Below are 20,186 nucleotides of genomic sequence, written 5' to 3' on the forward strand. Positions count from 1 at the left end.
GCTGCCAGTACATCCTGACAGCCCTATTACGTTAGTATGTTATGAAAAATTTGAGAGAATTGAAACTTCACAGCTTCAGAATTGTTTTACTAAACATGATTTTTTATAGAGAAAGCATAGAAATAATCTACTTTAATAACGTTGGAGACGTTGTTGGAGTGCTTACCTGATCGATGCCTGTGCGTTGCATAGAATCAACCGAAGCAGAATCTCCCATGGCTACGGACACGCCCTTGCCACTCTTGATGTATCCTACGTTTTCAACAGAATCAATGTCATTGCTCTGGAAAGGAACCTGAACTGCATTGCCCAATGTCAGGATGATAGCTACCACGGCAGCAGCCTTGAAGAGAGGCTTCAGGCGCTCTGTCAATGAAACGACCTTTGCCTTGTTAGGCTTCTTGGTGTATTCATCTTCAATCATCGCCATCATCTTCTGGTCGAAGTCATCACCCAGCGCCTCTTGCCTAGCCTCGCCCATCTCGTAAGAGAAGAGCGCTTGGTATGGCTTCAGCTCGGCAGGCAACTCGTCCTGGCTGAAGAATGCGCGGAGAATCTCCTCTTCTTCGAGAGAAGTCTCGCCCTTCCAGTAGCGATCCAAAAGTTGGTTGATGTACTTATAATCCATATCTGTCGAATTGTTGAAATCTTTGTTTAACTGTTTGACGAGCCCTGAAGATGTTCACCTTGACCTGGTCTTCCGTGATGCAGAGGATGTCTGCTATTTCCTTGTAGGATTTTCCTTCGATGTCTCGAAGCTGCAGACAGCTGCGCTGCTTTTCAGGCAACTCGTCGATAATATTCTTTACGATGTTCAGTTTGTCTTTCTGAATCATCCTTTCTGAGGGGGTGGAAGTGTTTTCGTCTAACCTTTCTGTATTCTGCTCTTCCAGCGAATCATTCTGATTTTCCATCTTCTTGATGCGGTCGAGCGAGAGGTTGCGAGCGATGGTGAGGCTGTATGCCTCGATGGAGTCAAGCTCCTGCCATCTGTCGCGGGCGTTCCAGACTTTAATCAGCGTATCCTGCACAACGTCTTCCGCTTCCTCCCGGTTGAGAGTAATGCGAAGAGCCAGCCTGAAGAGTTTGTTCTTCAGCGGCAAAACATCGTTCTGGAAACTGATTTCTTTCATCCCTCTATAATTAATGACGACTATGTTATAAGAAAGTTACAACCAATCTTAATTTATTTCTATTTTTAACTCTTGTTAAGAAAAAAGGTGATGAATTCTTCACTCTTCACTCTTCGTTCTTCACTTAATCACCGTTCCGTGCTCTCCGTCGATGGCGGTAGCAAGGGTGATAATCACCTCTTTCACACCAGCATCGATGGCTGCAAGGGCATTCTCCAACTTAGGAATCATGCCGCCTGCCACGGTACCATCTGCTTTATATCTCTCAAAATCGGCATGGGTAATCACTGGAATCACGCTGTCGTCATCCTCAGGATTACTGAGCACGCCTTTCTTTTCAAAACTATATATCAATGTCACATCGTAGTAAGGAGCCAGAGCCTTGGCAGTCTCGCTGGCTATGGTGTCGGCATTGGTGTTGAGGATATTGCCCTTGCCGTCATGGGTCAATGGGGCCATCACTGGAGTAATGCCTTCATTAATCAGGGTCTGGAGCATCTTGCCGTTGGCACGCTCTACATCGCCCACGAATCCGAAGTCGATACCGTCCTTCAACGGACGCTTGTGACTGTGGATTACGTCCATATCAGCACCGGTCAGACCGAGAGCATTCACGCCGTTAGCCTGGAGCTTGGCAACCAGGTTCTTGTTGACCAGACCGCCATAAACCATTGTTACCACTTCCAGCATGTCTGCATCAGTGATGCGGCGACCGTTCACCATCTTGCTCTCGATGCCGAGGGCTGCGGCTACCTTAGTGGCACGGCGGCCACCGCCATGTACCAATACTTTTTTGCCAGGAATGGCTGCGAAATCCTTCAAGAGCTGTGCCAGCTGCTCGCTGTCTTCAACGATGGCACCGCCTACCTTTACTACTGTTACTTTTTCCATCTTTAAGTTTAGTTTATAGTTTATAGTTAATAGATTATAGGGCAATCTTGCTGTAAACTATTAACTATCAACTGTTAATTCTTACTGAAGATATGTGTATCCGAAGAGACCATTTCTATAGGTGCCCAGGAATTCCTTGCCCTCATCGAGCGAAATCTTACCTTCCTTCACACTCTTGGTTACCCACTGCTCCAACTGGCGGACGAGCTTCTTCGGATTGTACTGTACGTAATCCAATACCTCCTCTACGGTCTCGCCGTCGAATATCTGGTCGATGCTATATTTGCCGTCTTTTACAGAGATGTGGGCAGCATTGGTGTCGCCGAAGAGATTGTGCATGTCGCCCAGAATCTCCTGGTAGGCACCAACGAGGAATACACCGAGATAATATGGTTCGTTCTTCTTCAATGGATGAAGAGGAAGAACGTTGCCGATATGTCCGTCGGTAACGAAGTTGGCAATCTTTCCGTCGCTGTCGCAGGTGATGTCCTGCAAGGTAGCGTTGCGGGTAGGACGCTCGTTCAGACGCTGGATAGGCATGATAGGGAAGAGTTGGTCTATTGCCCAACTGTCTGGCAGGCTCTGGAACAGAGAGAAGTTGCAGAAATACTTGTCGGCAAGAATCTTATCCAATCCTCTGAGCTCTTCTGGTACATGCTTCATGTGCTTGGCAAGATTGTTGATCTCGTGGCACACGCTCCAGTACATTGCCTCAATCTCTGCACGGGTCTTCAGATCTACGATGCCGTGAGAGAAAAGCTGCAAGGCCTCTTCGCGAATCTGCTCGGCATCATGCCAGTCTTCCAGCATGTTGCGAGGATTCAGGTTGTCCCATATCTCATAAAGATCCTTCACCAGCTGGTGGTCGGTCTCCTTCGCCTCAAACTCCTCAGGCATTTCTGGCAGGGAAGCTGTCTCCAAGACATCGATGACCAGGACAGAATGATGGGCAGAGAGCGAGCGGCCGCTCTCGGTGATGAGGTTAGGGTGCTCGATATTGCTCTTGTTGGCTGCATCTACGAATGTATAGACACAGTCGTTTACATACTCCTGGATAGAGTAGTTTACGGAGCTTTCGCTGCTGGAAGAGCGGGTGCCGTCGTAATCTACACCGAGTCCGCCACCGCAATCTACGAAATCTACATCGTAGCCCATCTTGTGGAGGCTAATATAGAACTGGGCTGCCTCACGGAGAGCAGTCTGAATGCGGCGAATCTTGGTAATCTGACTTCCGATATGGAAGTGGATAAGGCGCAGACAGTCGTGGAATCCCATCTCGTCTATCTTCTTGAGGGCTGTGAGCAGTTCTGCGCTGGTCAAGCCGAACTTAGATGCATCGCCGCCGCTTTCAGCCCATTTGCCTGAACCTGAAGAAGCCAGTTTGATGCGGATACCGATGTTTGGCTTTACGTTGAGTTTTTTGGCTACCTTTTCGATGATATCCAGCTCATTGAGCTTTTCTACTACGATAAAGATGCGCTTGCCCATCTTCTGAGCCAGCAAGGCAAGTTCGATGTAGCTCTCGTCCTTGTAGCCGTTACAGATGATGAGCGAGTCGCTCTGTGCCTGTACGGCGATGACGGCGTGGAGTTCAGGCTTAGAGCCAGCCTCCAGTCCGAGGTTGAACTTCTTGCCGTGAGAGATAATCTCCTCAACGACCGGCTGCATCTGGTTCACCTTAATAGGATAGATGACAAAGTTTTCTCCCTTGTATCCATACTCTTCCTTTGCCTTTTGAAAACAGCTGGCTGTCTTCTCGATGCGGTTGTCGAGGATGTCTGGGAAACGGAGCAGTACGGGAGCGTTGATGTCGCGTAATGCCAACTCGTCCATGATGTCGCGCAGGTCTATCTGTGTGTTGTCCTTGCATGGAGTTACATAGACATCACCCTTGTCGTTGATGCCAAAGTAAGAAGTACCCCAACCACAGATGTTGTAGAGCTCCTTCGAGTCTTCAATAGTCCATTTCTTCATTTTCTAATCTTGCTTGCTGGAAATCAGTTTTGTTTGTTACCTTTATTATATATTACTTTATTAGATACGGCTATATGTTCAGCAGGTCTCTGATCTGCTGAACAATAGCGTTGATTTTATCATAATTGTCCATCACGTTGATATCGATGATGTGTTTTGCCTTCTCGTAGTAAGGCTCGCGAAGTTTCAGCTGCTCATGGATAAACTTGTCTACCTCTTCCGGTGTTTTGTTGAGCAGCAGAGGGCGTACGCCTTTGCCCATCTTCAGATGAGCGTGAAGGGTTTCTGGAGATGCCTTCAGGTAAAACGTTTCGCCAAGTTGGTTCATGTAGTCCATATTGTCGAAGAAACATGGTGTTCCTCCTCCGCAACTTACCACTACATTTTCAAACTCTGCCACTTCGTGTAGCATATTGTGCTCTATCTTGCGAAATCCCTCTTCTCCAACTTCGTCGAAGATCTGTTTAACGGTCTTGCGCATTCGGCTCTCGATATACCAGTCGAGATCGTAGAACATAACGCCAAGGTCTTTGGCGAGGGCTTTGCCGACCGTTGTCTTGCCGGCGCCCATGTATCCTATGATGATGATTGACTTCATTTTCTTCTGTTTCTATGTCAATGAGGCATGTTTATGATTTCTTTCTGCCTCTAGCCTTTGGTTCTGGAGCAGCTTTGATAATTTCCATACACTCCTCGTATGTAAGCTCCTCTGCACTCTCATGTTTTGCCTTTGGAATGCGGTAATTCTTGCCGTCGTAAGCAATGTATGGACCATACTTGCCATTGAGAATTTCCATCTTATCGTCCTCATCGAAAACTTTGAGATGGCGCTTCTCTTCGGCTTCGCGCTTTTCCTTGATCAGTTCGATGGCTCTATCCAGGGTGATGGTCAGCGGATCATCCTCCTTTGGAATAGAAACATACTTGCGGTTATGGAGGATGTAAGGGCCGTATCGGCCAGAGCCAACTGTTACAGTAATGCCTTCATAATCACCGAGTTCTCTTGGCAGCTTGAAGAGTTCCAAAGCCTCTTCCAGGGTGATGGTTTCGATGCTCTTGTCTGATGGCAGCTGGGCAAACTGAGGTTTGTCCTTGTCTTCTGCAGAACCAATCTGTACCACTGGTCCAAAACGGCCAATCTTGACGAATACTGGCTTTCCGGTCTTTGGATCATTTCCGAGATTGCGCTCGCCGGCTTTGTGCTGGTTGCGGGCTTCCAGGACTTCCTTCACTTCAGGCTCAAAGCCCTTGTCGAAATCCTTCATCCAGTTGGTCCATTCGGTCTTTCCTTCTGCAATATCATCAAACTTCTTCTCTACGTCTGCCGTAAAGTTGTAGTTCATGATGTTCGGGAAGTTCTCCATCAGGAAATCGTTTACTACGATGCCGATATCAGTAGGCAGAAGCTTGCCCTTTTCAGAGCCTGCCATCTCTTTCTTCAACTTCTGGGTTATCTTGATGCCCTTCAGGGAATCTATGGTAAATGTGCGCTCTTCACCCGTCTTGTCACCCTTTACCACGTATTGACGCTGCTGGATGGTACTGATGGTTGGAGCATAAGTAGATGGACGGCCGATGCCGAGATCTTCCAGTTTCTTCACCAGACTGGCCTCAGTGTATCTTGCAGGAGCCAGAGAATACTTCTCTGTAGCAAGGATTTCTCTGCGCTGCAATTCATCGCCTTTTTTCAGGGCTGGAAGAATGTGGGAAGAATCCTCAGCATGCTCTTCATCGTCGGTTGACTCGAGATAAACCTTGAGGAAGCCATCGAATGAAACAACCTCGCCGGTAGCAACAAACTTTTCGCTTGTGTTGCCGATATTGATGTTGATGGTTGTCTTTTCAAGTTGTGCGTCAGCCATCTGAGATGCGATGGTACGCTTCCAGATGAGTTCGTAAAGGCGCTTCTCCTGAGCGGTTCCTTCGATGGTTGGTTCATTCATATATGTAGGACGGATAGCCTCGTGCGCTTCCTGTGCACCCTTTGAACTGGTGTGGTAGGCACGAGTCTGGCTGTATTCCTTGCCATATTCTCTGATAATCTCATCTTTGCTGGCGTTGGAACAGAGCGTAGAGAGGTTTACGCTATCGGTTCGCATGTAAGTGATGCGTCCGCTTTCGTAAAGTTTCTGGGCTATCATCATGGTCTGTACAACGGTGAAACCAAGCTTGCGTGCTGCCTCCTGTTGCAGAGTAGAAGTAGTGAAAGGTGGTGCAGGAGAACGCTTTAAAGGCTTTTTGGTTACAGATTCAACCATAAACTTAGCGTCTTTACACTTCTCAAGGAAAGCTTCAACCTCTTCGTGGGTATTGAAACGCTGGTCCAGTTCTGCCTTTACCTCTGTTGCATTGCCGCTGTCGCTGATCAGGGCGAAAATAGCGGTAACGCGATAGTATGGAATACTCTGGAACTTCTGGATTTCACGCTCACGTTCTACTATCAGACGGACAGCAACACTCTGTACACGACCTGCAGAAAGGGCTGGCTTAACCTTTCTCCACAAGATAGGAGAAAGCTTGAAACCTACCAGTCGGTCGAGTACACGACGTGCCTGCTGGGCATTCACCAGGTTCATGTCCAGATGGCGTGGGTTATTGATTGCATCAAGAATAGCCTGTTTGGTAATCTCGTGGAAGACAATACGGTTTGTCTTCTCCTCATCCAATCCCAGTACTTCGCAAAGGTGCCAGCTGATGGCTTCTCCCTCGCGGTCCTCATCGGATGCTAACCAGATTTTCTTGGCTTTCTTCGCATTCGTTTTCAATTCTGTAACGAGTTTTTTCTTTTCCTCTGGAATCTCATAATCAGGTTCCATGGTTTTCTCGTTTATACTAAGTTCCTTCTTCTTCAGGTCACGGATATGACCGTAAGAAGACATAACCTTATAGTCCTTACCTAAAAACTCTTCGATCTTTTTAGCCTTCGCAGGGCTCTCGACGATTACTAAATTCTCTTGCATAAGCTTATACACAATTTTTTTCGGTTGGCAAAAGTAAGTAAACTTTTTGCTTATACCTTATTATATGGTGTTTTTTTTGGTTTTTTTAATGTTTGGGAGCCATATTTGGCTGTATTGAACCCTTTTTACCCCAATTTTGTTTCCAAATAACGATGGAGCCCCTTGCGTATGGAATCGAATGCAAACTCATCAGGATTGAGTCTGCTCAATGGTATCCAGAATGATTCTTCTGCATCGTCCATTGCTTCTATATGAGTGTCGTCTTTCACCTTCACTTCATAGAACATATCGAGGGTATGAACCATGAAACCTGAGTAAAGGTAGAGATTTGGGTAGCTGAACTGATACTTAACCTCAGTTGCATCCAGTCCGGTTTCCTCTTTTACCTCTCTTGCCATACCTTCTTCACCTGTTTCATCCATGTCAACAAAACCGCCTGGCAAATCGAGTGCTCCTTTGGCAGGGTCTTTCTTTCTTCTTACTGCCAGGAGTTCTTCCTTGCTGTTGAGTATGAGAGCTACCGTAGCACTGCTTGGATTGAGGTAATAAGAGAATCCGCAATCCTTACACTTTTTGCTCTTGATGTTGTTGATTTCGAAATGATTAGAGCCGCAAACCGGGCAAAACTGAAACTTATCTAATACGTGACTCATATTATGATTAATGTATAATGATTGATGTTTAATGGAAAAGAATTTATCTTCATGTTATAATTGAAAAGCGGCCGGTCTTTGACTGCTGAACAAAGATCGGCCGCTGGTTATCTGATATTTACCAATTATCTGTACGGAATGGGAAGAGAGGCAGGTTGCCTGCATTTGCCATATTGCCGAGCTGGAAGTTGCGGAAACAGTAGCGAAGGGCTACTGGTTTCTTTACCTCAGGACTGGTTACGATGACGCACTCATTCCAAGGATCGTTGCCTTCCTGCCAGAAGTGCTTGGCTGTAGCCTTATGGAATACCTTATCTTCGCCTGCAACTTCGAAACCTTCGATACCTTCAAAGCGGTTGTAGGCTCCGTAGGTGTTGTCGAAATGCACCTTTACAGTATCACCTACAATCTTCATCTCCTTGAAGGTCATGCTCTCGCTGAAGAGTCCCTTCATGCCATAGGTCTTGCTGAGTGCCTGAAGTGCAAGTCGTTCGCCTACAGGCTGTTTCTGACATGGATGAATCTGCTCAACCTCGTATGGGTAAACCAGGTCTTCGGTACAGACGATGCCGCTGTTTGGAATCACCTTGGCTGCATTGAACTGCTGTTCACGGAGCTTAGGTCCCCAATCGCCATTTACGTCGCCATTATGATAAGGTGCAATCTGTACGAAATAGAATGGCAGTTCGCCCTGCTTGAAGTCTCTGCGCCACTGGGCAACGAGGTCGGCAAGACGTTTGGTATACTGGCCGTCCGGGTCGCCCACGTTAGAACATCCCTGATAGAAGAGAATACCCTTTACGCTATAGTTGAGGATAGGGTGGAAAGTTCCGTTACCCCAGAGAAGAGGGTAGAGGAAATCCCACTTAAACTTAGGGTTCTTGGTCATCTTTACAGAGTCGAGATCTTCCTTGGTGTTCTTCTTCAGGTAGTCGCGGTCGAGCCAGCTTTCAACACGGCTTCCACCCTTGTTTGCCATGACCAGACCTACCGGAATATCAAGAGTCTTGTTTATTACCTGTGCAAAGAAGTATCCTGTAGCAGATGCATCGCCTACGGTTTCCGGGTTAACCTCCTTCCATTCGCAGTTGGCATCATCTAACGGCTTACTGCTCATTACGCTAGGAATCTTTACGTAATGTACGCCTTTGTACTGGTTTGCTTCGAGCACCGCCTTGTTGTAACCTTCTACAGGGCAGTTGCCGAATCCTTTTACAGGCATCTCCATGTTGCTCTGACCTGCACAAACCCATACTTCTCCTGCCAGCACATTGTTGAGAGTGGTCTTTTCGCCATCATCGAAAGTGATGGAGAGTGGGTTGTAGCTCGCCTTCGGGGTTTGTACTTTGATAGCCCATTTGCCATCCTTTCCGGTCTTGGCAGAATATTTCTTCCCAGACCATGAGGTGGTTACCTCTACTGTGGTTCCTGGTTTGTCCCATCCCCAGAGACTAGCCTCTGTGTTTTGCTGTAAAATCATGTTGTCACCCAAGATGTGTGGCAACTTTACTTTAGCCTGTGCTCCAGTTGTGATAAGCGCCAAGGCTGCCATTGCTAAAAATTTCTTATTCATTTTTTAGGGTTTAAAAGTTTATTGTTCTTAAGTTCCTTGTATGGTTCGTATTCTGATATTGCCATCTATGTTATCATGAAAGCAGATACAGAACTGACGTTAAAGAATAAGAGTTAGAAGCTGGAAGATGAAAAGCCGAAACTGTTCTCTCCAAACTTCTAACTCCTGGTTATCTTCTGATTATCTTAAAGAAGGTTCTTGATGGCTGCCTCTATGTCCTTAATCTGTGCATCACGTGCCTGCAGGGTGTTGGTGCGGTCGATCAGGAAGAAGGTAGGAATGCTCTGTACATTGTAGAGAGCCAGACTCTTGCCCTGAATGCCATCTTCATCGCGTACGCAAATCCAAGGGATGGCAGCGGTAGAGGTCTTCCAGAAGTGCTCGTCAGGGTCTACTGATACCTGATAAATCTCCAGTCCGGCAGCATGATACTTGTTGTAGAGTTCACGCAACATCATGATGCGCTTGGTGCTCTCTTTGCTGGCGAAGAGGTGGAAGTCGAGCAGTACCACCTTGCCCTTGAGGTCGGAGAGACGGCGTACCTGCCCCTTGTTGTCCTGAAGTGCAAGTTCGATGCATCCGTTTACGCTCACCTTGCTGGCCTCAATCTGCTGCTGTGCCATCTGGTTCTCGATGATGCGGATGTCCTTCATTCCCTCGATGGCGATATTGTGGAGGTTCTTGCCACGCTCAGCGCCAGGATAGTAGGTGTCCCAACTGGTTGCTACGGCAGCAAATACCTTCACGTCGTCTTTGTTGTTGCGAGGGTTGAAGATAAGTGTATTCACATTGCCCAACTGTACCGTTTGGAAGAGCGCATAGTAAGCGTATGCCTTCATTGGCTCCTTGAAGATGTAGTTGGTTTTGATGTCCTGTTTGTAAGCCTGGAGCATGCGGCCTACGATGGATTCGATAGAATCGTTGCCGATGTTAGGATCTTTCACGAGCCCGTTGATATTGCTCTGGAGAGTCATCTGCTTAAGAGACAACTCCTTGATCTTGTTGCAGTTTTCAGAACCTTCCACTTCGTATTTGAAGCTCATCTGCGGATAAGCCGCCTTTACCTTGACGGTTTCTGTAGAATCGATGGAAAGATTGATGGTTTGGTTGGCGATGCGTAAGCGGTAGAACTCTGGGGTAACAGAGTCCATGGCAGCCTCGTCGAAGGCAAAGGCACCATCCTCGCCCAGTTTCACAGAGTCGATTTTCACAGGACCGTTCAGGCTGATGTTCTCCAGATAGAGCATAGAGTCCTGAGCCTCTGTGATATTGCCGTTGATGTGGAATTTCTTGTTGTTACAAGAAGTCAAAGCCAGTGCAGCTACCATAATCGCTGCCACTGAAAAGAGTCTAGTTATCTTCATGAATTTTATTATTTTGCAAAATTATCGAGTGCAAAGATAGTAATAAAATTGCGAATAATGCACCTTCTATAGATAAATTATTTAAAAAAGTGGAAAATAATTGCTGATTTATTTGTTTATTAATAATTAAAGAGGTATCTTTGCAGCGTTTTAGATATTTTAGATGTTAGACAAAACAATAAGTTTTTTAATTTAGATGAACGTAATTACAAAAAGTGTTCAGTTGCCTGATGGAAGAACCATCACAATTGAGACCGGAAAAGTTGCAAAACAGGCTGATGGTGCTGCGGTTCTCCGCATGGGTAACACAGTGCTTCTCGCAACTGTTTGTGCAGCAAAGGATGCAGTTCCGGGTACAGATTTTATGCCTTTGCAAGTAGATTATCGTGAGCAGTATAGTGCTGCAGGTCGTTTCCCTGGTGGTTTCACCAAGCGCGAAGGCAAAGCCAGCGATGAGGAAATCCTTACCTCTCGTCTTGTGGATCGTGCTTTGCGTCCACTTTTCCCTTCTAACTACCATGCAGAAGTTTACGTACAGGTAATGTTGCTCTCAGCCGATGGTGTTGACCAGCCAGATGCCCTCGCAGGTTTCGCTGCTTCAGCTGCCATGGCTTGTTCAGATATTCCTTTCGAGTACTATATCTCTGAGGTTCGTGTAGCTCGTATCAATGGTGAGTATGTTGTAAACCCTACATTCCAGCAGATGGAAGAGGCAGACATGGATATCATGGTTGGTGCTACCAAGGACAATATCATGATGGTAGAAGGTGAGATGAAGGAAGTTTCTGAGCAGGATCTCATTGGTGCCCTCAAGGTGGCTGCCGAGGCTATCAAGCCTATGTGCGAACTCCAGTATGAGTTGGCTAAGGAGAAGGGTACTGACGTGAAGCGTGAGTATGACCACGAGATCAACGATGAGGAACTCCGTGAGCAGATTAAGTCTGAGCTTTACAAGCCAGCTTATGATATCAATCATCAGGCTTTGGAGAAGCATGCACGTCAGGATGCTTTCGACAAGGTTCTGGCTGATTTCCTCGAGAAGTATGACGCTGCTCATACCGATCTTTCTGAGGAAGACTTGGAGGAGAAGCACGCTGAGGCTACCCGTTACTATGATGACGTAATGCGCGATGCTATGCGCCGTTGCATCCTCGACGAGGGCTTGCGTCTTGATGGCCGTGCTACTACAGAAATCCGCCCTATCTGGTGCGAGGTTTCTCCACTCCCAATGCCTCACGGAAGCGCTATCTTCCAGCGTGGTGAGACTATGTCTCTCTCTACATGTACGCTCGGTACCAAGATGGACGAGAAGCTTATCGACGGTGTGCTCGAGAAGAGCTACCAGCGCTTCCTCCTTCACTATAACTTCCCTCCATTCTCAACAGGTGAGGCTAAGGCTCAGCGCGGTGTAGGCCGTCGTGAGATTGGTCACGGTCACTTGGCATGGCGTGGTTTGAAGGGCCAGATTCCTACAGACTTCCCTTACACAGTACGTTTGGTAAGCCAGATCTTGGAGTCTAACGGTTCTTCTTCTATGGCTACTGTTTGTGCCGGTACTCTCGCCCTGATGGATGCAGGTGTTCCTATGAAGAAGCCCGTTTCTGGTATCGCTATGGGTCTTATCAAGAACCCAGGTGAGGACAAGTACGCTATCCTCAGTGATATCCTCGGTGATGAGGACCACTTGGGTGATATGGACTTCAAGACCACTGGTACCCGCGATGGCTTGACTGCTACACAGATGGATATCAAGTGTGATGGTTTGAGCTTCGAGATTCTTGAGGAGGCTTTGATGCAGGCTAAGGCTGGTCGTGAGCACATCCTCAACTGCATGATGGAGACAATCTCTGAGCCACGTGCTGAGATGAAGCCACAGGTTCCACGTATTGTAGCATTCGATATCCCTAAGGAGTTCATCGGTGCTGTTATCGGCCCTGGTGGTAAGATTATCCAGCAGATGCAGGAGGATACTGGTGCGACAATCACTATCGAGGAGACTGATGGTAAGGGTCACGTCCAGGTATCTGCTCCTAACAAGGATTCTATCGATGCAGCTTTGGCTAAGATTAAGGCTATCGTAGCTGTTCCTGAGGTTGGTGAGGTTTACGAGGGTACTGTTCGCTCTATCATGCCTTACGGTTGCTTCGTAGAGATTCTCCCTGGTAAGGATGGTTTGCTCCACATCTCTGAGATTGATTGGAAGCGTCTTGAGACAGTTGAAGAGGCTGGCATCAAGGAAGGCGACAAGATCAAGGTGAAGTTGATGGAGATTGATCCTAAGACTGGCAAGTACAAACTTTCTCATCGTGTATTGATGGAGAAGCCAGAGGGTTATGTAGAGCGTGAGCGTCGTCCACGTCCTGAGCGCGGTGAGCGTCGCGGTCGTCGTGATGATCGTCATGAAGGTCGTGGTGAGCGTCCAGCTCGTCAGCCACGTCGTTACGAGCATCGTAATGATGAGCAGGCTCCTAAGGAGTTCAACGACTCTTTGGATCACAACAATGATGTAGAATAATCTGCGTATTAGACACATTATTATATATAAAGGCACATTCCGCATAGGAATGTGCCTTTTTTGATATTGCTTTCTCTGGTTATTGCCGGATATAGTATTTGTATATGGGAATGGAGAATGCAAAGTGGGATAAAATGTGGATAAACAAAAAGAGTCACAAGTAAAACTTGTAACTCTTTTCTGCGCTTCAAGATGGGCTTGAACCAACGACCCCCTGATTAACAGTCAGGTGCTCTAACCAACTGAGCTATTGAAGCAATTTGCTATGAAAGAAGATGAGTTACGAGGCTAACCTGAAACTCTCTTGCGCTTCAAGATGGGCTTGAACCAACGACCCCCTGATTAACAGTCAGGTGCTCTAACCAACTGAGCTATTGAAGCGTTTTTTTCTGTAAAGAACATGACGTTCCTTATTTGCGTGTGCAAAAGTACTAACTTTTCTTCATTCGGCCAAATTTTTTGCTGACTTTTTTCGCTTTTTCTCTAAAAAAGTGTATTTTTTCTTATCTTTGTGCCACTTTTTGCCTATTTTATGGTGTTTTTCGCAAAGAAATGAGTACTTTTGTGGTCGAAATCTTCTCCCGAGGGCGAATGCCGTGAAGAGGAGGAGAAAATAACCAATAAGTTGAATCATACACAATTAAATAAGGTAACAATGAAAAGAATACTGTTCTCCTTGCTTATGGTGCTCCTGGCAGTTCCTACTTTTGCCCAGGTTGACAAAGATCATGACTTCAAAGCCGCAAAGAATATGGAAATATTCAATGCCATCTACAAAAATCTCGATTTGATGTATGTTGATACGCTCGATGCTGAAGTTGTGGTCGGAAATGGTATCAATGCCATGTTGCGTAGTCTCGACCCTTATACTACCTATTATCCTGAGCAGAAGATGAAGGAACTCAAGAACCTGCTCACCGGCAAGTATGCGGGTGTAGGTGCGGTGATACGCTACAATTTCCAGTTGCAGCGCGTCTGTATCAGCGAGCCTTACGAGAATATGCCTGCTGCAGAAGTGGGACTGAAGAAGGGTGACATCATCCTGAGTATTGATGATGAGGATATGACCAATAAGGAGGTGAGCTACGTCAGCGATCATCTTCGTGGTGACCCGGGTTCTTCTTTCATGCTGAAAGTTAAGCGTCCAAGTACAGGCAAGACGATGAAGGTGAAGGTAACACGCCGTACCATCCAGTTGCCGTTCTTGCCTTATTATGGCATGTTGGAGGGTAGTATCGGTTACATCAACTTCAATTCCTTTACCGAGCAGTCTGCCAAGGAAGTGCGTCGTGCTTTCATCGATTTGAGAAAGCAAGGAGCCAAGAGTCTTGTCTTCGATCTGCGTAATAATGGTGGTGGTTCTGTTACCGAAGCGGTCAGCATCATCAATATGTTCTTGCCTAAAGGTAAGACAGTCTTGGAGATGAAGGGAAAGTTGCAGCGTTCTAATCATGTTTATAAGACCACGGTTGAACCGATAGATTCCGTTATGCCGATGGTGGTATTGGTGAACGAGAATTCTGCCAGTGCCAGTGAAATCATGAGCGGCAGTCTGCAGGATTATGACCGTGCTGTAATATTAGGTACGCGCACGTATGGAAAGGGATTGGTGCAGACTACCATGGATTTGCCTTATAACGGACAGGTGAAACTTACTACTGCTAAATATTTCATTCCTAGCGGTCGATGCGTTCAGGCACTCAACTATAAGCACGATAAGGGTGGTTATGTGGAGCATGTTCCCGACTCTCTTACCAAGGTGTTCTATACCGCAGGTGGCAGAGAAGTGAGAGATGGAGGTGGCGTGAAGCCGGATGAAGAAGTAAAGCCTGATTCTTTGCCAAACATCGCCTTCTATCTGGCTGGTGCCCGCGACAGTAATGAGGTGATGCTTAATTATGAGGTTGATTATATCGCCAAGCATCCTGCTATTGCTCCTGCGAAGGAATTCTCGCTGACCGATGCCGACTATGATGAATTCAAGACACGCGTGTTGAAGGCTAACTTCCAGTACGACCGTGAAACAGAAAAGTATCTCAAAGACTTGGAAAAACTCGCTAAGTTTGAAGGCTACTACGATGATGCCAAGGCAGAGTTTGAGGCTTTGAAGAAAAAGCTGAGCCATAATGTGGCAAAGGATCTGGATTATAACAAGGATTACATCAAGCATCTGTTGGAAAATGACATCGTTTCTGCCTATTATTTCCAGCGCGGTGCCATCCAGAATTCCATGCGCTATGACAAGCAGATTAAGGAAGCAGTAAAATTGCTGAATTCTCCATCAGAATACGAAAAAATACTGCATCCTGTGAAGAAATAAGTACAAAAACGTGCACAATCGATTAAAAATGTGCACGTTGCGAATAAAAAGTTGCATTTTTTTTGGCTAATCACAAAAATATTTGTAATTTTGCAACGTTCAGTGGAATGAGGGGCTCACAAGAGTTCCTCATTTTATTTTAATAAGGTATATATGATTGATAAAAACGTCGTAAAAAAATTAGTTGAAGAATGGCTCCAAGATAAGGAATATTTCTTGGTAAGCATTGAAATCAGTCCCGACGATAGAATCGTTGTTGAGATTGACCATGCCGATGGAGTATGGATTGAGGATTGTGTTGCCTTGAGTAAGTATATTGAGGATCATTTGAACCGTGACGAGGAAGACTATGAGCTCGAAGTTGGCTCTGCAGGCTTGGGTCAACCGTTCAAAGTTCCGCAGCAGTATATCAATTTCATTGGCAAGGAGGTAGAGGTGCTTGATGCCGACGGCAAGAAGGTGAAGGGTATCTTGAAAGCTGTTGAAGGAAATGACTTCACAGTTGGCGTTGAAGAAAAGGTAAAGGTTGAAGGTAAAAAACGTCCGGTTAAGCAGGAGGTTGATCACGTTTACCAGATGGATAAAGTAAAATATACAAAATACATAATTAGTTTCAATTAAGTTATGGCTAAAAAAGAGCAAGAATTGACAGCGAGTATGATTGATACATTCCGCGAGTTTAAAGAAACAAAGAATATCGACCGTACTACATTGGTAAGTGTATTGGAGGAGAGCTTCCGTAATGTACTTGCCAAGATTTTTGGTAGTGACGAAAACTTTGATGTCATCGTGAACCCTGACAAGGGTGACTTCGAAATTTATCGCAACCGTATAGTTGTTGCTGATGGCGAAGTTGAAGATGAAAATAAGGAAATTACACTTTCTGAGGCTCGTAAGATTGAGCCGGATTACGAGGTTGGTGAGGATGTAAGTGAGACGGTTGACTTCAATAAGTTTGGTCGTCGTGCCATCTTGACTCTTCGTCAGACTTTGGCTTCCAAGATTCTTGAGTTGGAGCATGATTCACTCTACAACAAATACAAGGATCGCGTAGGTCAGGTTATCTCTGGTGAGGTTTATCAGGTTTGGAAGCGCGAGGTTCTGATTGTAGATGATGAGAACAACGAGCTCATGTTGCCTAAGACTGAGCAGATTCCTGGTGATACTTACCGCAAGGGTGAGACTGTTCGTGCGGTCATCCTTCGTGTAGACAACGAGAACAATAATCCAAAGATTATCTTGAGCCGTACTGCTCCAATCTTCCTGCAGCGCCTGTTGGAGGCTGAGGTTCCTGAGATTGCAGACGGTCTGATTGCAATCCGCCGTATCGCCCGTCTTCCGGGAGAGCGTGCTAAGATTGCTGTTGAAACATTCGATGAGCGTATCGACCCGGTTGGCGCATGTGTAGGTGTTAAAGGTAGCCGCGTTCACGGTATCGTTCGCGAACTTTGCAACGAGAATCTCGATGTCATCAACTACTCAAGCAATACCAAACTCTTCATTCAGCGTGCGTTGGCTCCAGCCAAGGTTTCTTCAATTAATGTTGATGATGAGAACAAGAAAGCAGAGGTTTACTTGCAACCTGAGGAAGTTAGTTTGGCTATCGGCCGTGGCGGTATGAACATCAAACTGGCTTCTATGCTTACAGAATATACCATCGACGTATTCCGTGAGGTAGACGAGAATGAGGCCGATGAGGATATCTACTTGGATGAGTTCTCTGATGAGATTGACCAGTGGGTTATCGATGCTATCAAGGGCATCGGTCTTGATACAGCCAAGCAGGTACTCAATGCACCTCGCAACTTGCTGATTGAGAAGGCCGACCTCGAAGAGGAGACCGTTGATCATGTACTCAGCGTGTTGCGCGCCGAATTCGAACAATAATTCCCTTGCCAGCGAGTGCTTGCAGGGAATCTAACTTTAAAAATAGGAGAATAAATAATTTATGAGCATCAGATTAAATAAAGCACTACGTGAATTAAATATAGGACTTCAGACGGCAGTTGAATTCCTAGAGAAAAGAAAAGACCTGGGAGATGTCAAGGCAGAACCGAGCTTCAAACTCACCGACCAGCAATACAAGGCATTGAATGATGCTTTCAGTCAGGACAGAGAGGTTCGTGATCAGGCTGAGAAACTCTTTACCAAAAAAGCAAAAGATAAGAAGCGTGCGCCAGAGCAGAAGGACAATCGCGCTGAAAGCTTGTTGGAGTCTAATGGACAGCAGCAGTATAAGCCGCTGGGAAAGATTGACTTGGACAATATCGGTAAGAAGCCTGCTGCAGAGTCTGTTGCGGAAAAGCCTGAGACTGCTGCCGTCAGTCCTGAGCAGAAGAAAGACGCTCCTAAGGCTGAGCAAAAGAAGGAACAGAAGCCACAACAGGCTTCTCAGCATAAACAGCAAATGAAACAGGAAAATCATCAGAAATCACAGCAGTCAAACGCTCAGATGAATAAGCAGAATGCTCCTCAGGGAAAGAAAGAGCATCATCATGCTAAGAATGAAACTGCACAGCATTCTGCTGGCGCAGCAGACAACAGCGTGTTTACTCTCAAGAGTGAGAAGAAGTTTACTGCTAATGAGCCTAAGGTGTTGGGCAAGATAGATTTGTCTTCTCTCAACCAGAGCACTCGTCCTAAGAAGAAAACCAAGGAGGAGCGCCGCAAGGAACGTGAGGAGAAAATGGCTCAACAGCACAATGAGCGCAAAAAGCGTGTTCGTATCAACAAAGAACGTGTTGACATCAATGCCGAAGCTAAGAATAATGGCGGAGGTAATGGCAACAACGGCGGTAATAACAAGAAGAACAAAAACCGCAACAGAAATAATAACAATAATAATCGCGGCAATAACAACAACCGCGGCAACCAGCGCCAGATCGAGGTTGATGACGAGGCTGTAGCACGCCAGGTTAAGGAGACTCTTGCACGTTTGACCAGCAAGAGTCAGAACAAGAAGGGTGCTAAGTACCGTAAGGAGAAGCGTGAGGCTGTTCAGGAGAAGTTGCAGGATCAGGCTCGTCAGGAGCAGAAGGAAAGCAAGACCCTGAAACTTACTGAGTTCGTTACCGTTAGCGAGTTGGCTACGATGATGGATATCAGCGTTACTCAGGTTATCTCTACGCTGATGGGCGTAGGTATCATGGTATCTATCAACCAGCGCCTGGATGCAGAGACCATCAACATGGTAGCTGAGGAGTTCGGTTTCAAGACAGAATACGTGAGTGCCGAGGTTCAGGAGGCCGTGAGCGAGGAAGTGGATGATGAGAACGACTTGGTTCCACGTGCTCCAATCGTAACCGTCATGGGTCACGTTGACCACGGTAAGACCTCTTTGCTCGACTATATTCGCAATACCAATGTGATTGCCGGTGAGGCAGGTGGTATTACCCAGCATATCGGTGCATACAGTGTGACCCTGAAAAGCGGTCGCAAGGTAACCTTCCTTGATACTCCAGGTCACGAGGCGTTTACCGCCATGCGTGCCCGTGGTGCCCAGGCTACCGATATCGCCATCATCATCATCGCAGCCGATGACTCTGTGATGCCTACTACCAAGGAGGCTATCGCTCATGCCCAGGCTGCCGGTGTGCCTATGGTATTCGCAATCAACAAGATTGATAAGCCAGGTGCTAACCCAGACCGTATCCGTGAGGACTTGGCTAACATGAACCTGCTCGTTGAGGAGTGGGGTGGTAAGTATCAGTGCCAGGAAATCAGTGCCAAGAAGGGTATCGGTGTTCACGATTTGCTTGACAAGGTGCTCCTTGAGGCTGATATGCTCGACCTGAAGGCTAACCCTAACCGTCGTGCTACAGGTACCATCATCGAGTCTTCTCTCGACAAGGGTCGTGGATATGTTTCTACCGTATTGGTTGCCAACGGTACCTTGAAGGTAGGCGACATCGTACTCGCAGGTACTTCTTGGGGTCGTGTTAAGGCGATGTTCAATGAGCGTAATGCCAACATCAAGTCAGCAGCTCCTGCAGAGCCAGCTATCATCCTCGGTTTGAATGGTGCGCCTACTGCAGGTGACCAGTTCCACGTAATCGAAACAGAGCAGGAGGCTCGCGAAATCGCCAACAAGCGTGAGCAGCTGCAGCGTGAGCAGGGCTTGCGTACTCAGAAGCGCTTGACCCTGGGTGATATCTCTCACCGTATCGCACGTGGTGAGTTCCATGAGTTGAACGTCATCGTGAAGGGTGATACCGACGGTTCTGTTGAGGCTTTGAGCGACTCATTCATCAAGCTTTCTACCGAGAAGGTTCAGGTGAACGTGGTGAACAAGGCTGTGGGTCAGATTTCAGAGAACGACGTGATGCTGGCATCTGCTTCAGATGCAGTCATCGTTGGTTTCCAGGTTCGTCCATCTGCCGATGCTCGTAAGGCTGCCGACCGTGAGGGTGTTGAAATCAACACATACTCTATCATCTACGATGCTATCGACGATATCAAGAGTGCGATGGTTGGTATGCTCGACAAGGTGAAGAAGGAAATCGTTACCGGTCAGGTTGAGGTTAAGCAGACCTTCAAGATTTCTAAGGTGGGTACTATTGCCGGTGGTCTCGTTACCGAGGGTAAGGTACATGCTAAGGATAAGGCTCGCGTCATCCGTGACGGTATCGTGATACGTACTGCTGAAATCGGTGCCTTGAAACGTTACAAGGACGATGTTAAGGAGGTGGTTACCGGTATGGAATGCGGTTTGAGCCTCGTCAACTACAACGATATCCAGGAGGGCGACGTTATCGAGACCTTCACTGAGATCGAGGTAGAGCAGAAGCTTTAATAAAGTGAAGA

14 protein-coding genes and 2 tRNA genes are annotated in these 20,186 nt (G+C 46.7%); 5 read left to right on the top strand and 11 right to left on the bottom strand.

Going from position 1 to position 20,186, the window contains the following annotated elements; all coding sequences use genetic code 11:
- Window positions 1-127: 127 nt before the first annotated feature.
- From F7D47_RS13100 to F7D47_RS13140, 9 genes are all read right to left on the bottom strand, one after another.
- Window positions 128-628: a pyruvate ferredoxin oxidoreductase gene (locus F7D47_RS13100; protein ID WP_153085264.1), complete on the bottom strand. Its 501-nt coding sequence runs from the start codon at window positions 626-628 to the stop codon at window positions 128-130.
- On the bottom strand, window positions 618-1,133 hold the full coding sequence (locus tag F7D47_RS13105; RefSeq protein WP_119229705.1) for an RNA polymerase sigma factor: 516 nt from the start codon (window positions 1,131-1,133) through the stop codon (window positions 618-620). The genes F7D47_RS13100 and F7D47_RS13105 overlap by 11 nt, the downstream gene beginning before the upstream one ends.
- Window positions 1,134-1,253: 120 nt before the next feature.
- The gene (gene argB / locus F7D47_RS13110; RefSeq protein WP_153085263.1) at window positions 1,254-2,024 is read right to left on the bottom strand and encodes an acetylglutamate kinase; all 771 of its coding nucleotides are present in this window, start codon (window positions 2,022-2,024) and stop codon (window positions 1,254-1,256) included.
- 81 nt (window positions 2,025-2,105) lie between these two features.
- Window positions 2,106-3,998 carry a biosynthetic arginine decarboxylase gene (gene speA / locus F7D47_RS13115; protein WP_153085262.1) on the bottom strand — a complete coding sequence of 631 codons (1,893 nt, stop codon included), beginning with the start codon at window positions 3,996-3,998 and terminating at the stop codon, window positions 2,106-2,108.
- A gap of 70 nt (window positions 3,999-4,068) precedes the next feature.
- On the bottom strand, window positions 4,069-4,596 hold the full coding sequence (locus tag F7D47_RS13120) for a shikimate kinase (RefSeq protein WP_006849199.1): 528 nt from the start codon (window positions 4,594-4,596) through the stop codon (window positions 4,069-4,071).
- A 31-nt stretch (window positions 4,597-4,627) separates the two neighbouring features.
- Complete coding sequence (gene topA / locus F7D47_RS13125; RefSeq protein WP_153085261.1) at window positions 4,628-6,958, bottom strand: type I DNA topoisomerase; 2,331 nt, start codon at window positions 6,956-6,958, stop codon at window positions 4,628-4,630.
- 125 nt (window positions 6,959-7,083) lie between these two features.
- Entirely contained in the window at window positions 7,084-7,611 is a 528-nt protein-coding gene (locus F7D47_RS13130) for an NUDIX hydrolase (protein WP_006849196.1), read from the bottom strand.
- Window positions 7,612-7,729: 118 nt separating this feature from the next.
- A complete protein-coding gene (locus F7D47_RS13135) occupies window positions 7,730-9,184 on the bottom strand; it encodes a sialate O-acetylesterase (RefSeq protein ID WP_153085260.1) in 1,455 nt (484 codons plus the stop codon).
- A gap of 185 nt (window positions 9,185-9,369) precedes the next feature.
- Entirely contained in the window at window positions 9,370-10,548 is a 1,179-nt protein-coding gene (locus F7D47_RS13140) for a TlpA disulfide reductase family protein (RefSeq protein WP_022120778.1), read from the bottom strand.
- A 196-nt stretch (window positions 10,549-10,744) separates the two neighbouring features.
- Here F7D47_RS13140 and pnp point away from each other — a divergent pair, with 196 nt between their 5' ends.
- Window positions 10,745-13,063, top strand: coding sequence for a polyribonucleotide nucleotidyltransferase (pnp, locus tag F7D47_RS13145; RefSeq protein WP_022120777.1), 2,319 nt, complete (start codon window positions 10,745-10,747; stop codon window positions 13,061-13,063).
- A gap of 183 nt (window positions 13,064-13,246) precedes the next feature.
- Here pnp and F7D47_RS13150 read toward each other — a convergent pair.
- Both F7D47_RS13150 and F7D47_RS13155 read right to left on the bottom strand, forming a co-directional pair.
- Window positions 13,247-13,320: transfer RNA gene (locus F7D47_RS13150), tRNA-Asn, on the bottom strand.
- Between the two features lie 50 nt (window positions 13,321-13,370).
- Window positions 13,371-13,444 (bottom strand) — tRNA-Asn (locus tag F7D47_RS13155).
- A 274-nt stretch (window positions 13,445-13,718) separates the two neighbouring features.
- Here F7D47_RS13155 and F7D47_RS13160 point away from each other — a divergent pair.
- From F7D47_RS13160 to infB, 4 genes are all read left to right on the top strand, one after another.
- Window positions 13,719-15,383: a S41 family peptidase gene (locus F7D47_RS13160; RefSeq protein WP_153085259.1), complete on the top strand. Its 1,665-nt coding sequence runs from the start codon at window positions 13,719-13,721 to the stop codon at window positions 15,381-15,383.
- Window positions 15,384-15,536: 153 nt separating this feature from the next.
- Window positions 15,537-16,004 (top strand): ribosome assembly cofactor RimP, encoded by a 468-nt coding sequence (gene rimP, locus F7D47_RS13165; protein ID WP_006849190.1) that lies wholly within the window; start codon window positions 15,537-15,539, stop codon window positions 16,002-16,004.
- Between the two features lie 3 nt (window positions 16,005-16,007).
- A complete protein-coding gene (nusA, locus tag F7D47_RS13170) occupies window positions 16,008-17,270 on the top strand; it encodes a transcription termination factor NusA (protein WP_022120775.1) in 1,263 nt (420 codons plus the stop codon).
- A 61-nt stretch (window positions 17,271-17,331) separates the two neighbouring features.
- Window positions 17,332-20,175: a translation initiation factor IF-2 gene (gene infB, locus F7D47_RS13175; protein ID WP_022120774.1), complete on the top strand. Its 2,844-nt coding sequence runs from the start codon at window positions 17,332-17,334 to the stop codon at window positions 20,173-20,175.
- Window positions 20,176-20,186 lie beyond the last annotated feature (11 nt).

It is taken from the genome of Segatella copri (assembly GCF_009494835.1).
GTDB classification, from domain to species: domain Bacteria; phylum Bacteroidota; class Bacteroidia; order Bacteroidales; family Bacteroidaceae; genus Prevotella; species Prevotella copri_F.